This is a genomic window from Botrimarina mediterranea (assembly GCF_007753265.1).
In the GTDB taxonomy this organism is placed as follows: Bacteria; Planctomycetota; Planctomycetia; order Pirellulales; family Lacipirellulaceae; genus Botrimarina; species Botrimarina mediterranea.
This window is the reverse complement of the sequence record NZ_CP036349.1, coordinates 5,774,050-5,795,946: the sequence shown is the minus strand read 5'-3', so window position 1 is coordinate 5,795,946 and position 21,897 is coordinate 5,774,050. Positions and strand designations below refer to the sequence as shown.

At 65.3% G+C, this 21,897-nt stretch carries 13 protein-coding genes; 9 read left to right on the top strand and 4 right to left on the bottom strand.

The window, feature by feature from the left end:
- Window positions 1-56 precede the first annotated feature (56 nt).
- The 5 genes from Spa11_RS22375 to Spa11_RS22355 all read left to right on the top strand — a co-directional run bounded on the left by Spa11_RS22375 (window position 57) and on the right by Spa11_RS22355 (window position 7,530).
- Window positions 57-2,999, top strand: coding sequence for a hypothetical protein (locus Spa11_RS22375; RefSeq protein ID WP_197529595.1), 2,943 nt, complete (start codon window positions 57-59; stop codon window positions 2,997-2,999).
- A gap of 157 nt (window positions 3,000-3,156) precedes the next feature.
- A complete protein-coding gene (locus Spa11_RS22370) occupies window positions 3,157-4,020 on the top strand; it encodes a transposase (RefSeq protein WP_145113967.1) in 864 nt (287 codons plus the stop codon).
- Window positions 4,021-4,106: 86 nt separating this feature from the next.
- Window positions 4,107-4,916: a Nif3-like dinuclear metal center hexameric protein gene (locus Spa11_RS22365; RefSeq protein WP_145116804.1), complete on the top strand. Its 810-nt coding sequence runs from the start codon at window positions 4,107-4,109 to the stop codon at window positions 4,914-4,916.
- Between the two features lie 159 nt (window positions 4,917-5,075).
- A complete protein-coding gene (locus Spa11_RS22360) occupies window positions 5,076-5,858 on the top strand; it encodes a glycosyltransferase family 2 protein (protein ID WP_145116803.1) in 783 nt (260 codons plus the stop codon).
- 1 nt (window position 5,859) lies between these two features.
- Window positions 5,860-7,530, top strand: a complete 1,671-nt coding sequence (locus tag Spa11_RS22355; protein ID WP_145116802.1) for a hypothetical protein — start codon at window positions 5,860-5,862, stop codon at window positions 7,528-7,530.
- 1,258 nt (window positions 7,531-8,788) lie between these two features.
- On the opposite strand, the gene Spa11_RS22350 is transcribed toward Spa11_RS22355, so the two are convergent.
- Window positions 8,789-9,289, bottom strand: coding sequence for an FxsA family protein (locus tag Spa11_RS22350; RefSeq protein ID WP_197529594.1), 501 nt, complete (start codon window positions 9,287-9,289; stop codon window positions 8,789-8,791).
- 133 nt (window positions 9,290-9,422) lie between these two features.
- Between Spa11_RS22350 and Spa11_RS22345 the strand changes: the two genes are divergently transcribed.
- A complete protein-coding gene (locus Spa11_RS22345; protein ID WP_145116801.1) occupies window positions 9,423-10,589 on the top strand; it encodes a PA0069 family radical SAM protein in 1,167 nt (388 codons plus the stop codon).
- Window positions 10,590-10,606: 17 nt separating this feature from the next.
- Here the strand turns inward: Spa11_RS22345 and Spa11_RS22340 are convergent, their stop codons facing one another.
- Window positions 10,607-11,371, bottom strand: coding sequence for a response regulator transcription factor (locus Spa11_RS22340; protein ID WP_145116800.1), 765 nt, complete (start codon window positions 11,369-11,371; stop codon window positions 10,607-10,609).
- A 484-nt stretch (window positions 11,372-11,855) separates the two neighbouring features.
- Between Spa11_RS22340 and Spa11_RS22335 the strand changes: the two genes are divergently transcribed.
- Window positions 11,856-13,091, top strand: coding sequence for a hypothetical protein (locus Spa11_RS22335; protein ID WP_145116799.1), 1,236 nt, complete (start codon window positions 11,856-11,858; stop codon window positions 13,089-13,091).
- Between the two features lie 164 nt (window positions 13,092-13,255).
- Here the strand turns inward: Spa11_RS22335 and Spa11_RS22330 are convergent, their stop codons facing one another.
- Window positions 13,256-13,456, bottom strand: coding sequence for a small basic protein (locus Spa11_RS22330; RefSeq protein WP_145116798.1), 201 nt, complete (start codon window positions 13,454-13,456; stop codon window positions 13,256-13,258).
- Between the two features lie 747 nt (window positions 13,457-14,203).
- Window positions 14,204-15,088, bottom strand: coding sequence for a serine/threonine protein kinase (locus Spa11_RS22325; RefSeq protein WP_145116797.1), 885 nt, complete (start codon window positions 15,086-15,088; stop codon window positions 14,204-14,206).
- 113 nt (window positions 15,089-15,201) lie between these two features.
- Between Spa11_RS22325 and Spa11_RS22320 the strand changes: the two genes are divergently transcribed.
- Window positions 15,202-17,124, top strand: coding sequence for a hypothetical protein (locus tag Spa11_RS22320; RefSeq protein ID WP_145116796.1), 1,923 nt, complete (start codon window positions 15,202-15,204; stop codon window positions 17,122-17,124).
- Between the two features lie 247 nt (window positions 17,125-17,371).
- The gene (locus tag Spa11_RS22315; RefSeq protein WP_145116795.1) at window positions 17,372-21,712 is read left to right on the top strand and encodes a tetratricopeptide repeat protein; all 4,341 of its coding nucleotides are present in this window, start codon (window positions 17,372-17,374) and stop codon (window positions 21,710-21,712) included.
- Window positions 21,713-21,897 lie beyond the last annotated feature (185 nt).

Genomic DNA, 21,897 nt, shown 5'->3' with positions numbered 1-21,897 from the left:
GGCCTTGGGCGACAAGCGCTCGGCCCTCCGCTCCCCGTGCGCCCCAGCATGCCGCTGTGACCCTTCTGACGCACTGCCGACTCGCCCTTGCGACGATCGCTCTGACATCGGTGACGATAGCGCCGGCGTCGCCAAGCCGCGTCTCGAGTTCCGGGCCGCAGCCGCTTGCCGAGTCGAGTGGCGCGGCGCCGGAGGACAAATCGCCAGGCTCCGACGACTCGCTGGTGGACCTCGTCCGAGTGTTCGCTTGCCAGTTTGACGACGCGAGTTGGGACATCAACTATGACAGCTGGCCCGACCGCTGGACCCGCGTCTATGACGACGAGCATCCGCAGTACGCCCGGATCGCGATCGTCCCGGCGGACGATAAGGCGACCTCCGGAAAGGTGCTGTTGATCCAGCCGGACGGGGCGGGGGCGACGGCGATCAGCCCGCCGATCCACGTCATGCCGAAGTTCAGCTACAAGCTACGGATGCGGGCTCGGATCAAGGGGGTTGAGCACGGGGCCGTGCGGGTGCGGATGGCGTTTCATAACAACCGAGACATCAAGAAGCAGGTCGAACAGTCCGATCCGCTCCCTTCCGATGGGAGGTGGCGCGACATCGAGATGGGCGACTATCAGCCGGAGGACGGCGAGGTCGATCGCGTCTACCTGCACCTTGACTACGCGCGCGGCGAGCGTGGCGACCTCAACGCCGAGATTCAGATTGCCGACGTGCGTCTCTATCGATTACCAAGCATCCGCATCCATACCGACAGCCTCTACAACGTTTACACGAACGTCGAGGATGTGGAGGTCACGTGCAGCCTGTCGGGCATTCTGGAGCAAAACCCCGAGGTGCGGTTCCAGCTCCTCGACGCCACGAACAAGTCCATCGGCGAGGGGGGCAAGGTCAATCTCGACGGCCAGATCATCTCCGAGTCGGTCGCGCACGCTTCGGACATCGTGGACGGGTTCGGCACCGACAAGTCGAGCTACGAGGGATCGAAGGCGTGGAAGCCGCCGATTAAAGACTATGGTTTCTATCGCGTGCGGGTCGGAATGTACCGCACGGGGACCGACGTTCCGATCGGCGAGACACGCGCCATTTCCGTCGCGGTGGTGCGTGACGCACTCGTCACCAGCGAACGCGGCGAGTTCGGGTGGACGCTGCCCAAAGCCGACCGGCCGTTGCCGTTCTCGGTGCTGCAAGAGCTGTTGCCTCGGGTGGGCGTCCGCAAGGTGAAGCTGCCGGTCTGGTTCGTCCCGGGCGACGAGCAACGAGGCGAGTCGATCATGAAGTTCGCCGAGCAACTCGCGGCGCGCGGGATCGAGACGATCGGCATCCTGGAGGACCCGTCGCTCGTCATTGCCGACCCACGGACCCAGAAGGAGTCGCCTCCGATCGAGGGCTTTCTATCGGGCGAGCCGTCGTACTGGCTGCCGCAGATCGACCACATCATCACGCGGTTGTCGCTGCGCATCCGCTGGTGGCAGCTAGGCCGAGACGGCGACACGAGTTTCGTCGGTTACGACCGGCTCGTCGAGCGCATCGGCGCGATACGCAACCAGCTCTTCCGCTTCGGCCAAGACGTGCGGATGGGGATCGGCTGGCGGTGGGATCACCCGCGGGACAAAGGCAAATCGCTCAGCTGGGACTTCGAGCAACTCGCCGGACGCGAAGCGCTCGACGCGGCGGGGCTCGAGTCGGCGTTCGACAAGGCGCGGCCGAGCTCGGCCGAACGCTGGGTTGTCGTCGCGCCACCCGAGGTCGACATGACGCCCCCCGAGGGCGCCGACCCCGACGACCCTAACGACCCCTTGATGCGAGCCGCCTTTGTGCGTCGGCATCAGGAACGCGTCCGTGACTTCGTCAAGCAGATCCTCGTCGCGAAGATGAACGGCGCCGATGGCATCTTCATCAGCAATCCGTTCTCGGGATCACCCGACATGGCCGACGGCCAGACGGGCGTCATGAACACCGACGGCTCGCCGGGCGAGCTGCTCTTGCCGTGGCGTACGTGCGCGCGGCTGTTGGGGGGCGCCAAGTATCTCGGATCGATCCGATTGCCGCACGGCAGCAACAACTGGATCTTCAAACGGACGGATGGGCAGGTCGTCATGGTCCTCTGGAACCTCGAAGCTCCGACGACCGAATCCAACGATACACCCGTCGAAGAAACGCTCTACCTCGGCGAGAACGTCCAGGTCATCGACGTTTGGGGCGATGACAAGAGGCCCGAGCAACGCGACGGCCGGCAAGTGATCCGTGTCGGACAGATGCCACTCTTCGTCTACGGGTTGCACGAAGGGATCGCCCGTTGGCGGATGGAGATGGGATTCGAATCGAAGCAGGTGGCGAGCGTCTTCGGCGTCCAGCAGCAGAACGCTCTCCTGTTGCACAACACTTTTGGCCAGGGCGTTGGGGGGACGGTGCGTGTTTTTGTTCCCGAGCAAGGCGTCGGCGACGAGTCGATGTCGGAAGTCTCCTCCAGCTCGTGGAACGTCTCGATGGACGATCCAAGGCTCTCGATGAAGACGAACGAGTCGCTCAAGGCGCCATTGACGATTGGTCTCGACGACGCGAGTTTCGGCCCGCAGATCGTCCGCTGCGAGTTCGAGATCTCGGCGGAACGCGACTACAAGTTCAGCGTGTGGCGCGAGCTGTTCGTCGGCCTCGACAACATCTCGCTGGAGGTTGAGACCTTCCTCACCCCCGAGGGCGCGCTGGTTGTCGAGCAGCGGATGACCAACACTGGTGAGCTACCGGTCGATCTCAAGTGCACGCTGCACGCTAGCAACAGCCACCGGCGGCCCAAACGGGCCCAGGTGTTTCAACTTGAGTCGGATGTCGACAAGAAGCGCTACAAGTACATCAACGCCGACGACCTCATCGGCAAGACAATGCGCCTGCAGGTTGAGGAGACGGCGGGTCAGCGGGAGTTGATCTACCGATTCAAGGTCGAGCCGAAGTTGCTCGATGATTCGGAGGAAGCGACGCTGACGCAGGCGTTGTGAGGGGAGGGACGGGGGACGTGTTCGAAGCAACGAAGCGTAAGGCGAGCCGGAAGCGTAACAGGATTATGCAAGGGCTAGCACGGTCCGATGGCGAAGAGGGAGTCCGCGTCCCATTCTGCATGGAGAGATTCTATTCCTTGCAGGGGGAGACGATCCGATGGAACGCGAACTCTGGCGGTTATTGTACCGTTTGGTGAAACAGTTGGACGTGGGATGGGGGAGTTGGAGGTACTCCACCGGCGACATCGTGGTGGTTTACCTGTGGGCGGTGGTCCACGACCGCCCCACCGCCTGGGCCGCGTGCCCCGAGAACTGGCCCACCGACCTCTGCCCTCAACCTTTGCCGACGCAAGGCACGCTGAGCCGACGCTTGCGTAAGCCCGCTTGCGTGCTGCTGCTGACGGCCGTGGAGCAGCGGCTGATCGGGCTGCTGAACCTGGGCCAGGGGATCGTCAAGAAGATCGATGGCAAGGCGCTCGCGGTGAGTCTGGTGAGCAAGGACCCCGACGCGGGCTACGGCCGTGGCGCCGGGGGCAAGCAGCTGGGCTACAAGCTGCATGTGATCTGGGGCGATGGGCCGATGCCGCTGGCCTGGGACCTCTCACCGATGAACGTCAGCGAGAAACGCGTGGCCCGCTGGTTGATCGAAGGGCTTGCCGGCGGCGGTTACCTGCTGGCGGACACCGAGTACGACGCCAACCCGCTCTACGACGCGGCCCAAGCCGAAGGGTTTCAGCTGGTGGCGAAGAAACGCAAGGGGAAAGGCTTGGGCCACCAACGACATTCGCCCAGTCGGCTGCGGAGCATCGAGCTGTTGGGGACGGCGTTCGGGGCGGCTCTCTACCGCCAGCGGACGGCGATCGAGACCTCCTTCGGGACGCTGGTCACCTTCGGCGGCGGGCTCGCCTCGCTCCCCGCCTGGGTCCGACGCTTCCACCGCGTCCGACACTGGGTCCAGGCCAAGCTCCTTATCGCCGGAACCCGCTCGCTCGCAAAGAACCCTCAGCTACTAGTTGCATAATCCTGTCACGCTTCCGGCTCGCCTTTGTTTTGCTTTGTGGGCGGCGCCTCTACAGAAGGGTCACCGAACCCCTTACGATGGTTGGCATGCCGACGACGCCCACCATCGCCGACGCTTGCCGCCTGCTCGAATCGATCGCGCCGTGCGTGCTCGCGGAGGAGTGGGACAACGTCGGTCTGTTGGTCGGCGATCCGGCGGCGCCGCTGAGCCGTGTGCTGACGTGTCTCACGCTGTCGCCCGATGTGGTCGATGAAGCGATCGCCGCCGACGCCAGCCTGGTGGTGACGCATCACCCGTTGCCGTTCCGTGGCGTGAAGTCGTTGACGACCGAGAGCGTCGACGGCGGTTCGCTGTGGCGGCTCGCCCGGGCGGGCGTGGCGGTCTACAGCCCCCATACGGCCTACGACTCCGCCGCGGGTGGGGTGAATCAGCAGTGGGCCGACCGGCTTGGTCTGACGGCGACCCGTGCGCTTGCCCCCACCCCAGACCGCACCGACGGCGCCGGCGTGGGGCGGGTCGGCCGGTGGCCGGGCGGGGATTTCGACGCCCTGGCGGAAAGGGTGAAGCAGCTCACGAACCAACCGCAGGTCCGCGTCGTAACACCCGAGGTTGTTTCCTACATCGACCGGGGGGCGACGGTCGCGATCGCCTGCGGCAGCGGCGGGTCTCTGCTGGACCTTGCCGTCCGTGCGGGCTGTGACGTGTTTCTCACCGGCGAAATGGGCTTCCACGAGTGCCTGCGCTGCCGGTCGCTCGGCGTGGGGGTGATCCTGACGGGTCACTACGCCAGCGAGCGGTTCGCCCTCGAGACGCTCGCCGACCGCCTCCGGGCGGGTCTGCCGGGCGTCGAGGCGACGGCAAGCCGAACCGAACGCGACCCGCTACAGTCCGTCTGACGGCATGCGGGTTGCGTTTTTCTTTGGCGTCGGTCGTGCCGGCGCCTAAACTGTCCTGACGGCAACCACCGTCGCCCGACCGATTCAAGCATCACCTGCCCGCAATCGTCACCGGCGCCGCCCGTGGTTCCTACCCCGCTATCCCACCGAGGCCCTTCCGTGCGTTCACAACGACTGCTGACGGCTCTGCCGGTCTACAACGAGCAGGAGCATCTCCCGAAGGTCCTCGACGAGGTGGTGCGGCACGCCGACGACGTCCTCGTGGTGGATGACGGCTCCAGCGACGACACGCCGCGGTTGCTAGCTTCGCGGGACGACATCCAAGTCGTGACGCACGATCCCAACCGCGGCTACGGCGCCGCGATGCGGACGGCGTTCTGCTACGCCAAGAAGCACGGTTATGACCTTCTGGTGACGATCGACTGCGACGGGCAGCACGAGCCGCAGCGCATCCGCGAGCTCGCCGCGATGTGCAAGGGCGACGTCGATATCGTGTCGGGCAGCCGCTATCTCGCCGACTCGACCGCCAGCGGGCTCGCCGCGCCGCAAGACCGCAAGGCGATCAACCAGACCATCACGCGCGAGATCAACGAGCGTCTCGGGTTCTCGCTGACCGACGCGTTCTGCGGCTTCAAGGCCTACCGCGTCGCGGCGCTGCGACCGTTGCAGCTGCGTGAAGACGGCTACGCGATGCCGCTCGAGCTGTGGGTGCAGGCCGCCTACCATGGTCTCAATGTGATCGAGGCCGCGGTGCCGCTGATCTATCTCGACGAGAAGCGGAGCTTCGGCGGCGAGCTCGACGACGCGCAGCGCCGCCTCCGTCATTACCGCGAGGTGATCGACCGCGCGCAAGCCCGCGCCGGCGTGCGACACCCCGCCGCCGACTTCGATCCGTGCGCCGGCCTTGTCGCGCCGGGCGTCGCTGTCCCCGCCGTAGGCTAATATGGCGGCTTCCGAGTCCCAACTCCGCACCGAGCAACGGCGAACGCGCGACGCGATTCGTGGGAGCGGGGCTCGCGCCGGACAGACTCCCGCGGATGGCGACCGGGCCTCCAGTGAGTCGATCGACCGGTCGGCTACGGAGTACGCGCGCTACAAAGCGCCTGCCGCCGACGACGCCGCGCTAGTGGCGCCGGGTTGGCCCGAGCTGCTCGATCGCTTGCGGCAGCCACGCAAGATCGGCGACGCCAGGCTGGGGGGCGGCCCCCTAGCGAAGCTCGCCGGCTCGGCGCGGCAACATCTCGTCGACGCCGCCGCGCGCTACACCAGCGCTTACGCCGACGTCGCGACCGTCATCGACGGCCCGATCGTCCTCTCCGGCCATCAGCCTGAGCTGTTCCACCCCGGCGTGTGGTTCAAGAACTTCGCTTTGGACTCGCTGGCGAAGGCGTCGGGCGGTCTCGGTCTACATGTCATCATCGACAGCGATCTCTGCCGTTCGGCGAGCGTGCTTACGCCGACAGGCTCGCACGCCACGCCGCGCCGCGAGCCGATCGCTTACGACCAGCGCGCCGCGGCGATCCCTTTCGAACAGCGGCGGCTGTTGGACCAGGCGACGTTCGAGTCGTTCCCCGCGCGAGTCGCTGAAGCCGTGGCGCCGTTCGTCGCCGATCCGTTGGTAACCCATCTGTGGAAGCACGCCACGGCGGTTGGCTGTGACTGTGTGTCGGCGTTGCTTTCGACGCCGCGTCACAAGCTCGAGCGCAGCTGGGGGAGCCACACGCTCGAACTGCCGTTTAGCGAAGTCGCCGACAGTGAGGGGTTCCGGCGATTGGCGGCTGAGATGTTCTTGCGGTCCGAGCAAACCGCGGCGGCGTACAACGCGGCGCTTGCCGAGTACCGATTGGCTCACGGGCTCAAGAACGCGGCCCAGCCGCTCCCCGATCTGCACCGCCAGGACGGCTGGGTCGAGGCGCCGCTATGGGTCTGGTCCGACGCCGCACCGACGCGCCGCCCTGTCTACGTACGCCCGATCGCCAACACGATCCGGCTCACCGACCGTCAGGGCTGGGAGGCCACGCTCCCCGCCGACGCCGACGATGTCGTGCAAGCGCTCACCGAGCTCCGCGCCCGAGGCGTCAAGCTCCGCAGCCGGGCGCTGGTGACGACGCTTTACTGCCGGTTGGCGCTCGCCGACCTCTTTTTGCACGGCATCGGCGGCGCGAAGTACGACCAGGTGACCGACCGCTTCGCCGAGCGGCTGCTGGGCGTGCGCCCTCCGGAGCACGCCACGATGACGGCGACGCTCCGCCTGCCGATTGAGCACGACGCGCCCAGCGAAGCCGACCGCCGCGAGTTGGCGCAGATGCTCCGCGACCTCGACTATCACCCCGAGCGGTTTGCGCCCGACCACGAAGCCGCGGCGGAGAAGCAGCACTGGATCGAAACCGAGAAGACGCCGGACAACGCCGCCGAGCGCCACACCGCGATCACCGCCGCTAACCGCGCGATGGCGGAGTCGCTTGTCGATCGCCGCCGCGAGATTGAGCATCGGCTCGCCACCGCGACCGCCGGCCTCCGCGCCGCGGCGGTGCTCGACAGCCGCGAGCACTCGTTCTGCCTCTTCTCCGCTGAGAACATCTACGAGCGGTTGAGTAAGCTCGCAACCTTGTAGCGTCTGCTGTGCGGACCGCTGAGGGCGGTGGGAGCACTGTTGTTGCGGCCACTCACTGACCGAGGCGAGCCGAAAGCGTCATCGCCAGGAGAGTGACGGACGCCGCTTCCTTATGGGCGCCGATTGGCGTTGCTCGTCATCGTGCGATCTTGCCTTGAGCCACGTTGCTTAGGAGTTTCACGCCTCAGCAGATTTGGCGATAACTCGGATTGAGCATCTGTCAGTCAACTGAAGGCGCTTGCGATTAGTGTCCGCAGTGCGTCTTGCGATTGGTAGATTAGGCTCGGTCGGACTGGCGAGGTGCTCCTCTCCCGGGGTCTAGGCAGGATCGACGGAACGCCCGCGCAATTGCGTACCCGGCGCAACCTAATCCGACGTGGGCGTGCCCTCTGCCTTGGGCATGTTCGAAAGTTGAAGTCGTAACGCCCTATCGACAACAAACGCTCTTTTCTCCGTGTAAGGCTGCATGCAACACGGGCAGAGCACGGAAACGCCAGTCGGGACTGAGAGCCGAATCGGCGAAGTTGTCTTGACCTGAACAAGACAACTTCCTCCCCCTAGATTCGTCAAAGTAACCGTCGAATCTCTGGGGGGGTCTGTGCTTATAACCCACTTGTATTTGATGGTCATACGTCCATCTTTTGAGATTCCAGCGTCTATACTGGGGCCTAGCACCCCGCCCGACCCGTCCTCTAAAACACTCCCCTTTGCTTGCATGCTCCCGGACTTTTCTGGCCCTAACGCAATCACGTCAATTGAAACTGACGGCCCCTCTGACGTGTTCTCTTCAGCGCTACTCGCAGTGACGTGAGCCGTGCTAACACACACGCAGAAGGCAAGTTTCGCGAGCGTTCGCAACATCCGGACCACCTCTTTGCGTCAAGAAAATGATGACCTTCAAAGCTTCTACTGAATAGCTCGTCAGAGGCCGAATGGTTCTTCTGGGTACCTTGGAGGTATCATCCCATGACGATTAAATCCTAATCAAAAACGAGTGCGGAAGAAGTCGTGCGGTTGCTCAGACCGACATATTCTGGCCAGCCTGCTTCGCGCTGAGGCTTCATCGTTCGACGTAGTTTAAGACGTAGCGGCGATGTCCACTTATTCTGGTTGGCTGGGGTCGCAACCTAGCGGAGCCCGCGGCGAAGCTTTGTGGCGACGCCCATTCCACTGCTCCGGGGGCTCCGGCTGACGCCTACGACCCTTGCCACCCGACGCAATAAATTGCCAACCACTATCCACAGTCCGCGCAGCGGCGCTACTCGGCGTCGCGGGTGCGGACGTCGATGACTTCGGCTTCGATGACGCGGTCTTTCGGCGGCGGCGCTTGATCGACGGATGAGCCGATCCTTGAGCCGAAGGTCCAAACCTTCACGCCAGGTCCGGCGTCTTGGCTGCGGACGTTGCGGCGCAGCGCCTTGGCGATGAGCGGCTTGAGGATCGACCTCACCGGCGGGACGAGGAGCAGGAAGCCGGTGACGTCGGTGATCACGCCGGGAGTGATCAGCATCACGCCGGCGATGAGGATCAGGGCGCCGTCGAAGAGCGTGTCGGCGGGCTGCTCACGAGACCGCAGTTGTTGCGAGAGCTTGCTGAGCGTCGCCAGCCCCTGCGCCTTGGCGAGCGACGCGCCGACGACGCCCGTGCCGAGGGCGATGGCGATCGTCGGCAACACGCCGATCTCCTGGCCGAGCTTGTAGAGCAAGAACAGCTCGGCGAGCGGCAAGACGGTGAACAGCAGAACTAGAGTTAGCAGCACTTTTTATGGATTTTGGTGGTTGCTGTGGTCGGGGAAACCTTGACCCGAGCAGTGAACTTGTGTATACTACGTCTGTTCAGTTGGTTGTTCGGGTCCCGCCGATCGGTCGGTCAACTTGCGGAGGACGTGTCCTATGCTATCGAGTACGTCGTCGTCGAGCCCTGCGGTTTTGGTTGAGTTGAAGCTTCCGGCCGGGCCGGTGGGCCGCTGGACGGGACGCGGCAGCGCGTTTCGCCCGGCGAATCCGCACGAAGCGGTCCGCACCGAGGCCGACTGGGAGCAAGTCGCCGAAGACGCCGATTTCTTGGCGTCGCATGGTCTGCTGGACGGATCGTCAAGCAGCGGGGCGGCCAAGCTACGCACCACCATCGAGGGGGACCGGTCGCAGTCGATCGTCAACCGCAACGACAGCCCCGACCTGCCGTTCCGCTGGAGCGTGAACCCGTACCGGGGCTGCGAGCACGGCTGTGCCTACTGCTACGCCCGGCCGTCGCACGAGTTCTTGGGCTCGGACGCGGGCCTGGGGTTCGAGACGCGGATCGTCGCCAAGACCGACGCGCCCGAGCTGCTCCGGAAGTGGCTGGCGAGGCCGCGGTGGCGTCCCGAGCCGATCGTCTTCTCGGGAGTCACCGACTGCTACCAGCCCTTGGAGAGCCGCCTGGAGATCACCAGGGGGTGTCTGGCGGTGGCGGCCGAGTGCCGGCAGCCGGTGGGAGTCGTCACCAAGAACGCCTTGGTGACCCGCGACATCGACCTGCTGGCGGAGCTGGCCCGGCACAAGGCGGTGGTGGTCGCGGTGTCGCTGACGACGCTCGACGAGAAGCTGGCCCGGAAGATGGAGCCCCGCACCAGCACGCCAACCGCGCGGCTCGAGGCGATCGCCGAGTTGACGGCGGCCGGCATCCCGACACACGCGATGGTCGCGCCGATGATCCCGGGGCTCAACGACCACGAGGTCCCGCATCTGCTCGCTGCGGCGCGCGACGCGGGCGCCGCGTCGGCGAGCTACACGCTGCTGCGGCTGGCCAGTTCGGTGCGAGACGTCTTCATCGAGTGGCTGCGTCGCTGCGAGCCGGACCGCGCGCCGAAGGTCGAGGCCCTTATCCGCGGCGCCAGGGGCGGGCGGTGGAACGACCCGCGGTTCGGCCACCGCATGGCGGGGAGCGGCGCGTACGCCGGCCAGATCGCGCGGACGTTCTCGGTGTTCGCCAACCGCGAAGGCCTCCAGCGATCGCCCGAGCCGCTCAGCAGCGCGTCGTTCCGACCGCCCTCGGCGGAGCGGCAGCTGGCGCTGTTTTGAAGGCGATTCGGAGTTGGCTAGTTCATCCCGGCGATGGCCAACGAGGCGAGCACCATCGGTGTGGCGGACGGCGGCATGGCGGCGTGGTGCATCCGTGGCAACGTTGGCGGCGGCGAGGGCGCTCGACGCCGACGGTTGTTCTGCTCGCTGAGGGTTTGTACGACCGCCGTCAGCGCCGCGAGGGGGACCGCCGAATCGACGCCCATCTTGTCGAAGACGCGGCGCCGGCGTTGTTCGATTGTCCGGACGCTGACGTTGAGTTCGCTGGCGATCTGCTTGTTGAGGCGGCCTTCGCAGACGGCGTCGAGCACGTCGCGTTCGTTCCGGGTGAGCGAGGCGAGCCGGTGCGCGTAGGTAGCGATCAGTTGACGCTGTTTGCTACGACGGTTCGCTTCGGTGAGGGCCCGGGTGAGCGTGGCAGCGGCGACGTCGGCCGATGGCGGGGGCGTCAACGCGTCCCAGGCGAGCTGGCGCCACAGGGCGGCGTTGGCTTCGGTGTCGGTGACGACGACCACCGCGGCCGTCGAGAGCCAGCGGCACGCCGATTCCATCGACGCGCCGTCCATGAAGAGGGCGAGCGGCGCCACCACGACTGCCGGCGATTCGCTCGCCAGGGCGCGGTCGGCCTCTTCGACGGTTGGCGCTTGTAAGAGCGGCAACCGCAGCTTGCCGGCCGCGTCGTGCCAGTAGGGTGTTACTCCCAGCGCGCCGACAAGCACCGTCTGGCACGGGCGCTGCTCGGCGCCCGAGAAATCTTCAAATGCTTGATAAATTGCCTGCATCACTTCTACCCCACTCGGTACGGACGATTCGGGTGAATCGACAGAGACCAAGGGGCAGCAGCGATCGGTCGGGACTAGCCGTTAGGTGAGTCGCAATGATGTGGTTTCGAGGCGCCCGACCAGCTATCGCCCTGCCCGCAATGGCTGGTCTCGGCCGCTTGCGACAAATGACGGTCCGTGGGGCGTGGCCCGTCGTCGCTGTGTAGTATCTCGGCGATCCCCCCGAATGGAGATGCGAGAAAACGCTAGCGGGGAACGGGAAAAAGAGAGAAGGGCGCCCTCTCAACTCCGCTCTTTCCGGTTGATCGCCATTACCCCCAAACTCGCTTGGGGTTTTGTTGTTTGTGTCCTGAACTCAATGCTAGTTGTTTGACTGCTCGACGGGGCGCTCTATGGTTCCCCAGCCGCTGGAAGTGGGCCGCGATCCACCAATCCCAACGCTCTCCAACTCACTGCGTTATTTCCGACGCTCATTGCAATCGCCATGTTGATACGGACGCTAATCGCCGCAACGCTCGCGCTGGGTCTGTGTGTCGGCGCCTCCGCGCAAGAGGGTCGAGAGCTGGCGAGCGGCCAACCGGAGCCGTCGCTGCAAGATCGCGTCGACGCCCTAGCGCAGCAGATCTATCGTCGCTATCAACACTACCCGCCCGCGCTGGCGTCGCAGCGGGCGGCGGCCGAGAAGGTCCTCTCGGTTTGGAACCAGATCGCTCCCAACGGCGAGGAGAAGGCGTCGCCGGAGAACCTCGATCGGATGGCCGATTGGCTCGACGCGGCGATCCGCGCTGTGATGCCGGGCGGATCGGGCGAATTCCCCGCCGCTCCCGATTTCGAGCGGCGCCAACCCGAAGCGCCGCGGTTCGAAGAACCCGGCGAGCCCGCCGAAGTGGTTCCCGCCGACAAGTCTTCGCCGTCAACGGGAGCCGGAGTGGTCGACCCGACGGCAACTACTTCGCCGGTTCGCGACGCGGCCGGGCCCAAGACGACGTCCGTGGTCGAGCCGGAGCGTTCACGACTCAAGGTGAGCGACCCCGTGGCCACGATTAACAATCCGTACGTCAATGACGCCGAGCCTACGAGAGCCCGGCCCGAGACCTCGGTGAACCCGCTCCGACGATCGCCGCGCGACGCCGAGCCGACGCCGAGCCAGTTCGCCGGCCCCCGGGCGACGGCGAAGCCCGTTGTGCCCGAGCCCGAAGCGTTCGGGTCCGATTCCAATGCACCACAGCGCAGCAAGTGGTCGCAACACCCCTCGGCGGCGCCACTGGAGTGGCGCGACCCGTTCGCCGACGATCCGTCCGCGAGCCCCAATCCGCTGCGTTCTGGCAGCAGGCACGAGACGCGGCGTCCCGAGTACCGCCAGTCGTACCGATCGCGTTCGTCAAAGGTGAACCTCAGGCAGCTGTCGGCCGACATTCGTGGCTACAACTCGGCGCTGCGTTCGTTGCAATCGGCGGTGATGGGGCTGAAGCAGAGCGACATCGCTGCGCTGGCGGCGGCGGAGGAGGAGCTCAACCGGCTCGACGAGCGTCGGCAGTTCCTCGACCTCTATCGGGCGGGCCTCACGCCGGCCCAGCAGCGGGTCTTGCCCGACTCGCCCTCGGCGGAAGTCGTGCGCGAGCTGGTGCGTCGCAAGAGCGAGGCGCTCAGCGACCATTCGTCGTCGAGCCTGCGTGACGAGCGTCGGGCGCAGCAGGCAGATTGGTTCGACGGCTTCTGAGCCTCTGGGAACCACAGAGCCACCGAGGGCATTGTGGTTCATCTTCTAGAGGATTTACTACACAATAAAAGAAGCCGCCCGACGATGTCGGCCGGCTTCTCGATCGTAGTGCAGAGGCCAATGGCTCGCCGGCTCCCTTCGCAGGGGCGGCGAGCGGCGGGGGGTCACTTCCCTTCTTCGCCCTTGACCTTCTTCTTCTTCTTGAGCTGGAGCTTGCGGACGCGGACCTTCGGCAAGCCGAAGGGGGACGCTTCCTCGCCGAAGCGGTCGGCTTCGCGGAGCTTTTCGATCCGCTCGACGCGGGTGAGAACGCTGCGGGTGGAGACCGCGCCGGCCTTCACTTTCAGAGATTTGTCGATCGCCATGGCGTCACGCCGGGGATTTAGCGGTGCTGCGGAACTAGCCAGGGCCGCCCAGAGAGGGCGCCTCGGGCCGAGCCCCACAGGTTAGCGGTTGGGGCGAGAGGGGGCAAGCGGCGATTTTGGGCCGAATCGGAGAGTGGTCAGCGTACCGCCGGGCGGCGAGCCGGAAGCGTCACAGGATTATGCAATCGCTAGCAGTCAGTTGTTGCAAGTTCGATGAACTATCAGACTCGTTAGCGTCGTTTACTCCCCTCCCCCTTGTGGGGAGGGGTCGGGGGAGGGGGGAGAATCCGGGTACCCGCTTCGCCCCCCTCCCCTAGCCCCTCCCCACGAGTGGGAGGGGGACACAACGCGCTAACGCTTCTTGGATTACATCGCCGAACCGACTTCACACTGCTAGCCATTGCATAATCCTGGTCAGCGCCCGGAGGGAAATTGCTACCCGCTCCACTCCGGGGACTTACGTCTCCCGGCTCGCAGGGACGTCTCCCGGCTCGCTGGCGGTCGCTACTGAATATCAGAGTTGGTGCTGGGCGCACTCCGGTCGCTGACGAACATTCTGCCCGTCTTAATCAAAGGCTTTGGCGATCAAGAGGTGCGGGTCAAACGATAGGCGAAGAACCGGGGGCTAAGGCCCCGCGGCTAATCAACGCTCGCCACCAAGATCAGCCGGCACGCCTTAGCGTCCGGTTCTTCCACTTACGACGATGGATGCACAATGCGCTGACGCTTACGGCTCGTCGGTTGGCGTTACCCCTTGTCGGCGTACTCGCTCTTGAGCCGCTTGAGGCGTTTGACGATTGCCTCCATTGTGCGGGGGCGTTTGTCGGGGTCGGCGGCGAGGCACTCAGTGATGATCGCCTCGACCTCAGGGTGGACGCCCGGCACGAGGCCCGACAGCGGCGGGATGGCGATGACGCCGTGCGACATGGCCGCCAGGCCGTCGGCGCCGCGGGGCCAGGGGAGTTCGAACGCGAACATCTCGAACATCGACGCCCCATACGCGAAGACATCGACGCGCTGGTCGGTCGGCCGCCGACGGGCGATCTCCGGGGCCATGTAGTTGGGCGTGCCCGTGCGGTTGCCGGGCTGCATGTACTCCTTTTCGGCGGGGACGGTGAGGCCAAAGTCGATGAGCTTCAGCGACGAAGCGTCCTTCGCGCAGACGAAATTGCGGGGGCAGACGTCGCGATGGATGAACCCCGCTTTGTGAACGACGTCGAGGGCCTCGGCGGCCTGACGCATCAGGGTGAGGCGGTTGCCGTCGAGGCGTTTGTCGCGTCCGATGATCAGTGAGTTGAGGCCCGGGCCGTCGAGGAACTCCATGACGACGTACTGCTCGCCCTTGGTCGTCATGCCGTGGCGGAGCGTCTTGACGATGGTCGGGTGGTCGAAGCGCGACGCGATCTCGCCTTCGGTCGGTTTCTTCAGGCCACGGAACCGGGCCTCGAGTTGCTCCGTCTTAAGCTTATCGAGCACCTTGAGGCCGACGATCTCGCCGGTCTCGCGGTCGCGAGCCATGTTGAAGTCGGACATCGTCCCCGACACGGCTTCGCGAAGAATCTCGAAGCGGCTGGCGACATCGACCTTGCCGCTATCGAGCAGCGATCGAAAGAACGAACCGATACCGGGCATCGACCGAGCTAGGTTTCTGAAGGGGAGGGAAGCCCGCCGGCCGGTGGGCGGATATCCCCACTATACCTGCCCGGCGTGATTCCGCCCCGCAAACGACAAGCCGCCAGGCCCGCATGACCCGATCGACCGGAAATCTCGCTATCGCAGCGACGTTCGCGCTGTTGCTAGCCGCCCGGGGAGCCCTGGCGGGCGGCGGGCCGGAGAACGTTCTGGTGGTGGTGAACGCCAATAGCGCCGGCTCGAAGGCGGTCGCCAACCACTACGTCCGCCTACGCGACGTGCCGGCTTCGAACGTCCTCGCCCTGGATTACAAGGGGCCGCTCGAAGCGGCTAGCGGGGCGGTGTTCCGCAAGCAGATCCTGCAGCCGATTATCGACACGATCAATGAGCGCGGCCTGGCGTTGCAGATCGACATGATCGCCTACTCGACCGACTTCCCATGGCGGGTCACGCTCAAGGAGGAGTACCCAGAAGACCTCAAGCTGCCGGCGGTGATGTCGAAGGTGGCGTCGCTCAACGGGGCGACCTTTCTCTATGGGTTCGCGCTGGCGAAGAGCCCGGGAATCACGTCATTCGACTCGAACTGGTACTACGCGACCGCGCCGGGTCAGTCCCGCGCGACCAACCAGCAGAAGTGCCGACTCTTGGGCGCCGCACCGTCGCGGGGGTTTCGGTCGCGGTACCTGTGGAACCCTGCTGGAGGGAAAGAGGCCAGCGTCAAACGTCCGGACGGCGATGACGAAGACGCCGAGGACCAACCCGTCCGCCGATACCTGTTGTCAACGATGCTCGGCGTCACGACGGGGCGGGGCAACACCGTTGATGAAGTCATCGCTTCGTTGGAGCGGGCCGTTGAGGCCGAGGCGTCGCCTCCCACCGGCACGTTCTACTTCATGCGTAACAACGACATCCGTTCGCAGGTGCGGCACGGCTGCTACGACGTGGCGGCGGAGCAACTGCGGCGCTTGGGCGCCAAGGCGGTCGTGAAGGTGGGCGTTCGTCCCGCTGGCGCCGACGATGTGGCGGGGTTGATGATGGGGTCGCCCCATCTCGCCCTCGACACGGCCGCCATGACGATCCAACCGGGCGCCATCTGTGAGCATCTCACCAGCACGGGCGGGATGCTCTTCAAGCAGAGCGAGCAGACCTCGATCGCCGAGCTGATCCGTGCCGGCGCCACGGGCACGAGCGGCACCGTGAACGAGCCCTACGGCATCCAGGTGAAGTTTCCCTCGCCGATGCTGCCGATCCACTACCGGCGTGGTTGCTCGCTCGCCGAGGCGTTCTACCAGTCGGTCGCGGCGCCCTATCAGTTGCTGATTCTCGGCGACCCGCTATGCCAGCCATGGGCGAAACGGCCGACGCTCGAAGTCGAAGGGTGGCCCGAGGAAGCCGACGAGGACCTCCTTAAGCCGGGCGCGACCAGCACGATCGGCTTCGAGCAACTCGGCCTCACCAAGCCGGCGAAGAGAGCGGGGCCCGCCCCGTCCGCCCCAACTGCTGAAGTCCCGCCAGCCGACACGCCGCCCGCCGCACTGCGGATTAAGCCCCGCGTCACCCCTAACGGAGCGAAAGGGACCGCATTTTGGGAGCTGTTTGTCGATGGTCGCCTGCGGATGCGGCTGCCATCGGACACCGAAGCGGCGTTTACCACCGATCAGCTCGGCCCGGGCTGGCACGACCTGCGTTGCGTCGGGATCAACCCCGATGCAATCGAAGCCCAGCGGCGCCGGCTCGGGGGGCTGGAAGTCGGCTCGGGAGATGGCCCTGGCGGGGCGAAAACGCCCCGGGTAACTCTGAAGCTCGATGCAAAAAGCAGCACGCCGCTGGACGGCGAGGTCGCCCTCGCCGCGCAGGCTGAGGGGGCCGAGCGGATTGTCATCCGACACAACTTCCGTGAGGTAGCGACGATCGACGGCGATGGAGGCGACGCGTTGGTTCCAGCCGACTTGCTGGGGCAGGGGCCGGTGCGGCTCCAGGCAGTCGCCGAGCCGGGTGGAGCCCTCTCGGAGCCGGTTTGGCTTCGGGTCGAGTGAACGAACCTGCGCAACCCTCCCGAGCCGCGCCGCCGGACGAAAGTCCCTATTTGACAGGCGTTTACGCCGAGCTGGGTTCGTTGACAGCCCCCCATGCCCCGATACGATGACAGGCTTGTCGGGCGATTGTCCCTAACTGAGGGAACGCGCTGGGTCGCCCGGGCGTCTCAATCGGCCCGGCGCTTCGCCACGAGACACTAGCTCGTCCGCTTCACCGTCCAGCAGGAACCCCAGGTAGGGTCCTCTCATGCATCGTTACCGCGTCAACCTCACGCTGCTCATCGCGATCGTCGTCGGCTCGATCGCCATCCTGGGCGGGTCGTACGGACTCTACAAGTTCCAAAAGTCGCGTAACGCCAATCGGCTGCTCGACCGCGCGGAGGCCGCAAAGGCCGAGGGCGACCTCAAGCGAACGTCCGAGTTGCTGGTGGACTACCTGCGGATCAAGCCGCGGGACGAAGAGGCGATGGCGGACCTGTCGAATGTCTTCGCGGACATCGCGGCTCAGCCGAAGTCGGAGCCCGTCCATATCCGCAACGCGATGGCGCAGCTGGAGATGACGGTCCGGGAGTTCCCCGAGCGCGACGACCTGCGTCGTCGCTTGGTGGACCTGTATATGTCGCGCCGCGTGCGGATGCTCAAGCAGGCGCTCGACCACGTGTCGCAGTTGCTCAACCGCAAGCCGAACGACCCCGAGCTCGAGGTGATGCGTTCGGAGTGCTACTTCGCCGCCAACGACCCGAAGGCAATCGAACACGCCTACAAGCTGATCGGTTACGACAAGGCCGAAGGCGAGTTCGACGAAGCCAAGGCGATCGCTCCACACGATGCAGGCGTCTATAGCCGGCTGGCTTACAAGCTGAAGTCCGATCAGTTCGAGGGCGACCTGGCCAACGAGGTCATCGACCAGATGGTCGAAGCCAATCCCGAGAGCGGCGAGGCTCTTCTGGCCAAGGCGAGTTGGCTCGAGGCGAGTGATAAGAAAGAGGAAGCGATCCCGCTGGTGAAGAAGGCGCTCGAGCTCGAGCCCGAGAACACGACCGTGGTGATCGCGAACGCGCGGCTGGCGTTGCGTGACGAGAGGCCCGAGGAAGCGATCGCAATGATCGAGGAGGCTCTCGAGCGGGACCCCACCGACACGGGGCTTTATCAGACTCTTTCGGAAGCGTCGATTGTCAACAAAGACTTCGAGGGCGCGCTCGCGGCTTGCGACCGAGGCATCAAGGCGGTCGCCATCGACCAGTCGCAGGTCCTGATGGTGCAGAAAGCGCGGCTGCAACTCCAACAGGGCAAGAAGGACGACGTCCGCAAGACGATCGCCGAAATGCGAGAAGGGGAGATGATCCCGTCGGCGTACCCCGATTACTTCGAGGGTCGTCTGCTGATGGATGATAAGAAGTACCTCGAGGCGATCCAGCTGTTCGAGAAGTACCAGCAGTTTTTTGCGTCCAACCCGACAATGGGGCTGGAGCTTAATGTGATGCTCGGCTTCTGTCGCGAGGCGCTCGGCCAGGACGAGTTGGCGCTGGAGGCGTTCAACCTGGCGTTGCAGCTTGAGCCCGGCAACCTGATGGCAGAGCAGGGCCGGCTGCGCACGATGCAGAAGATCGGCCGCACCGGCCGCGACAACGAGGGGGTGTCGATCTACGCGGCGCTTGCCGAAGAACTCGCCAAGCCGGAGAGCCAGCAGAACTGGGAGGCCTTCGATGAGGTCTGCAAGGACTACATCGAGAAGATGCAGCTCGGCGACGCGATGCTCGACATCCTCCGTGGCGAGGTGATGATGCGTCGCGGCAAGTACCCGGAGGCGCGCAAGCTGCTCATCGGCGCCTACAAGAAGGACCCGGATAACTTGGGCGTCCGCCGCGCCGCGGTGAAGCTCTTCGCCGCCGACCCGGATCAGGGCCCGGCGAAGGCGCTGACGCTGCTCGACAAGGTGGTCGAAGACCTTGGCGACATGCCGATTCTACGCCTCGAGAAGGCCGACCTCTTGTCGATGATCAACGATGAGAACTTGACCGACCAGCTCTTCGCTTTGACGGAAGGGATCGACGATTGGGAGACCCCGCAGAAGGTCCAGCTCTGGAAGGGGTTGGCCGAGAAGTTCGCCAGGCTCCGCGATGAAGAGGCCCGCGCGGAATGTCTGCGGAGGGTCGCCGAGCTCCAGCCGGGCGACCTGCCGACCTTGATCGACATGTTCAACGTCTCGCTCGCCGCGAACGACCCCGCTGGCGTTAAGCGAGCGCAGGATGCGATCCTCGACCTCGTCGGATCGAAAGAGGACCCGACATGGCTGTACACCGAGGCGAGCCGACTGCTCAATGAGTATCGCGTCAGCGGCGGTCAGGGCGACGGCGTCAAGCAGGCCTCCGAGCTGGTGGAACGGGCGTTGGCGTCGCGCCGGGATTGGAACGACCTGATCAATCTCCAGGCCGACATCGCGCTGGCGCAGGGCAACGTCCGCAAGGCGTTGGAGAGCTACGACCGTGCGGCGACACTCGGTCGGCAAGACGCGCGGGCGCTGTTCCAGTACATCAAACTGCTCCGCGCCCGCGGCCGCTTTGTCGACGCGGTCGCGCAGATGGAAAAGATCAATCGCGAAAGCCTGCTCCGTCTGTTGGGGTCGGACTACGCCGAATCGCTGCTGCGGGTCGGGCGCGCGCCCGAGGGGGTCGATGCGGCGAAGGAGTTCGCCGCTCAGGCGCCGAACAACGCCAAGGTGCAGCTCTGGCTGGGTCGGTTCTTGACCCAGGCCTCGGGGCTCGAGGCGGACAAGTCGGAGCGTAAGAAGACGTTGATCGACGAGGCGGGCGTCGCGTTCGCCAAGGCGGTGGAGATCGACCCCACGTCGTCGGAGAACTGGCTGGCATTGGTCGGCTACTACGCGGCCACAGGCGAGGGCGTGAAGGCCGACGATACGATTCGCAGCGCCCAGCTGGCGCTGCCCGAGGACCAGAACCTGCTGATGTTCGCCCGCTGCTACGAGATGGTGGGACGCACGATCGACGCCGAGTCGCTGTACCGCCTCGCCCTGGAGGGCGCCGAAGAGGCCGAAAGGGCGCGGGTTTCGCGGATGATCGCCCAGTTCTACCTCGGACCGACCTACAAACGGCCCGACGCCGTTGAGAAGGCGACCCCGTTGGTGAACAGCATCCTCAAGGACGCCGCCGAAGGGACCATCTCCGTGGACGACGCCAGCGCCCAATGGGCGCGGAGCACGGCCGCCAAGTTGCTCGCCCGCAGCGGGGGTTACCAAGACCTCCGAAATGCCGAACGTTTGATCGCGTCGAACTCCGACAACGGCGTGTTGTCGCTGGAGGACCGCGCGCTGATGGCCGAGATCTTGGCGCCCCGTCCCGAGCCGGTGTCGCGGATGAAGGCCGCCAAGTTGCTTGAAGAGATCGGGTCGAACCAACAGCTCTCCCGAGAGGCGGAGATGGCCTTGGCCCGGCTCTACTTCGCGTTGGGCGAATGGCGTAAGTGCCGCGAGCAGATGCTCGACATCATCGGCCGCTACCCGAACGACCCGAACGTGAAGCTCACCTACATCGAGATGCTGCTGCAACGCGGCGGGCCGAGTGAGATCGACCTCGCCGTGCGGCAGGTCCAGCGCTTGCAGGAGATCGCGCCGAACGACGTTGCGACGCGCGAGATGCTCGCCCGGGTGGCGTTCGAGAAGGGCAAGAAGAAGGAAGCCGCTCAGGCGGTGATCGGGATGTTGCCCCGCGATTCGAGCAAGATCGACGCGAAGCAGATCCCGCTGCTCAAGCGCGTGGCGGGGCGGTTGATTGAGTTCGACGACCTGACCCGCGCGCAGAAGCTCTTTGAGTTGGCCGCCAAGCTAGGCGGCGTCAACGAGCAGATGGCGCTTGCGCAGTTCATCGGCGAACGGGTGGACGTGGAGCAAGGGCTCGACGCGATGGAAAAACTACGCGACGACCTGACCGCCGAGCAGTTGGTGCAGGGCGGCCTGGCAGTCCTCCGGGTGGCGGAGGTGAAGAACGAGGAGGTGTCTCCGGAGGCGATCGCGCAGGTAAAGGGATGGCTCGAGCGTGGCCTACGCGAAGACCCCGAGCTGATCGCGCTGAAGCTTCAACAAGCGGAGCTCTACGACGTTCAGCACGAGTATGAGAAGGCCACCGAGGCCTACCGCGCCCTGTTGGATCGGAAGGACCTGACCGGCGTCGGGCGGGCGGTTGTGCTGAACAACCTGGCCTACTTGCTCGCCCTTTCGAGCGACGATGACTCCGCCATCAGCGAGGCCAGCCGGCTGGTCACCGAAGCGGTTGAGATCCTCGGTCCGGGCACCGAGATCCTCGACACCCGGGCGGTGATCTCGATCGCCGGCAAGCGCTACGACGACGCCATCGAGGACCTCAAGCTGGCGGTCATCGACAACCCGACGGCTTCGAAGTACTTCCACCTCGCCACGGCTTACACGCTGTCGGGGCAAGACGGCTTGGCGAAGCAAGCCTGGGAAGAAGCGGTCGATCGGGGGCTTTCGCGCGACAACGTCAGCCGGCTGGAGAAAGACCAGTACGACCAGACGAAGCAGAAGGTCGAGGCCGGCGGCATCACCAGCAACTAGGCGCGTTTGTTGGCGAGCCGGGAGCGTGAGCGACCGGAGGGGAAGTGCGCCGAATTCCCTCCGGTCGCTCACGCTCCCGGCTCGCCGATTTTTTCGCGGGAGAGGCTGTACAGGGGCCTTTATTTTCAGCGACGGAGCGGCGGCGATTTGCTCCGGTGATCCCGGCCCGGCAATTTGGAATTAGC

Bases quoted from the DNA above. Each gene is read 5' to 3' on its own strand.
- Spa11_RS22370 (WP_145113967.1), top strand. From the start codon at position 3,157: ATGGAACGCGAACTCTGGCGGTTATTGTACCGTTTGGTGAAACAGTTG.
- Spa11_RS22365 (WP_145116804.1), top strand. From the start codon at position 4,107: ATGCCGACGACGCCCACCATCGCCGACGCTTGCCGCCTGCTCGAATCG.
- Spa11_RS22355 (WP_145116802.1), top strand. From the start codon at position 5,860: ATGGCGGCTTCCGAGTCCCAACTCCGCACCGAGCAACGGCGAACGCGC.
- Spa11_RS22345 (WP_145116801.1), top strand. From the start codon at position 9,423: ATGCTATCGAGTACGTCGTCGTCGAGCCCTGCGGTTTTGGTTGAGTTG.
- Spa11_RS22340 (WP_145116800.1), bottom strand. From the start codon at position 11,371: ATGCAGGCAATTTATCAAGCATTTGAAGATTTCTCGGGCGCCGAGCAG.
- Spa11_RS22335 (WP_145116799.1), top strand. From the start codon at position 11,856: ATGTTGATACGGACGCTAATCGCCGCAACGCTCGCGCTGGGTCTGTGT.
- Spa11_RS22330 (WP_145116798.1), bottom strand. From the start codon at position 13,456: ATGGCGATCGACAAATCTCTGAAAGTGAAGGCCGGCGCGGTCTCCACC.
- Spa11_RS22325 (WP_145116797.1), bottom strand. From the start codon at position 15,088: ATGCCCGGTATCGGTTCGTTCTTTCGATCGCTGCTCGATAGCGGCAAG.
- Spa11_RS22320 (WP_145116796.1), top strand. From the start codon at position 15,202: ATGACCCGATCGACCGGAAATCTCGCTATCGCAGCGACGTTCGCGCTG.
- Spa11_RS22315 (WP_145116795.1), top strand. From the start codon at position 17,372: ATGCATCGTTACCGCGTCAACCTCACGCTGCTCATCGCGATCGTCGTC.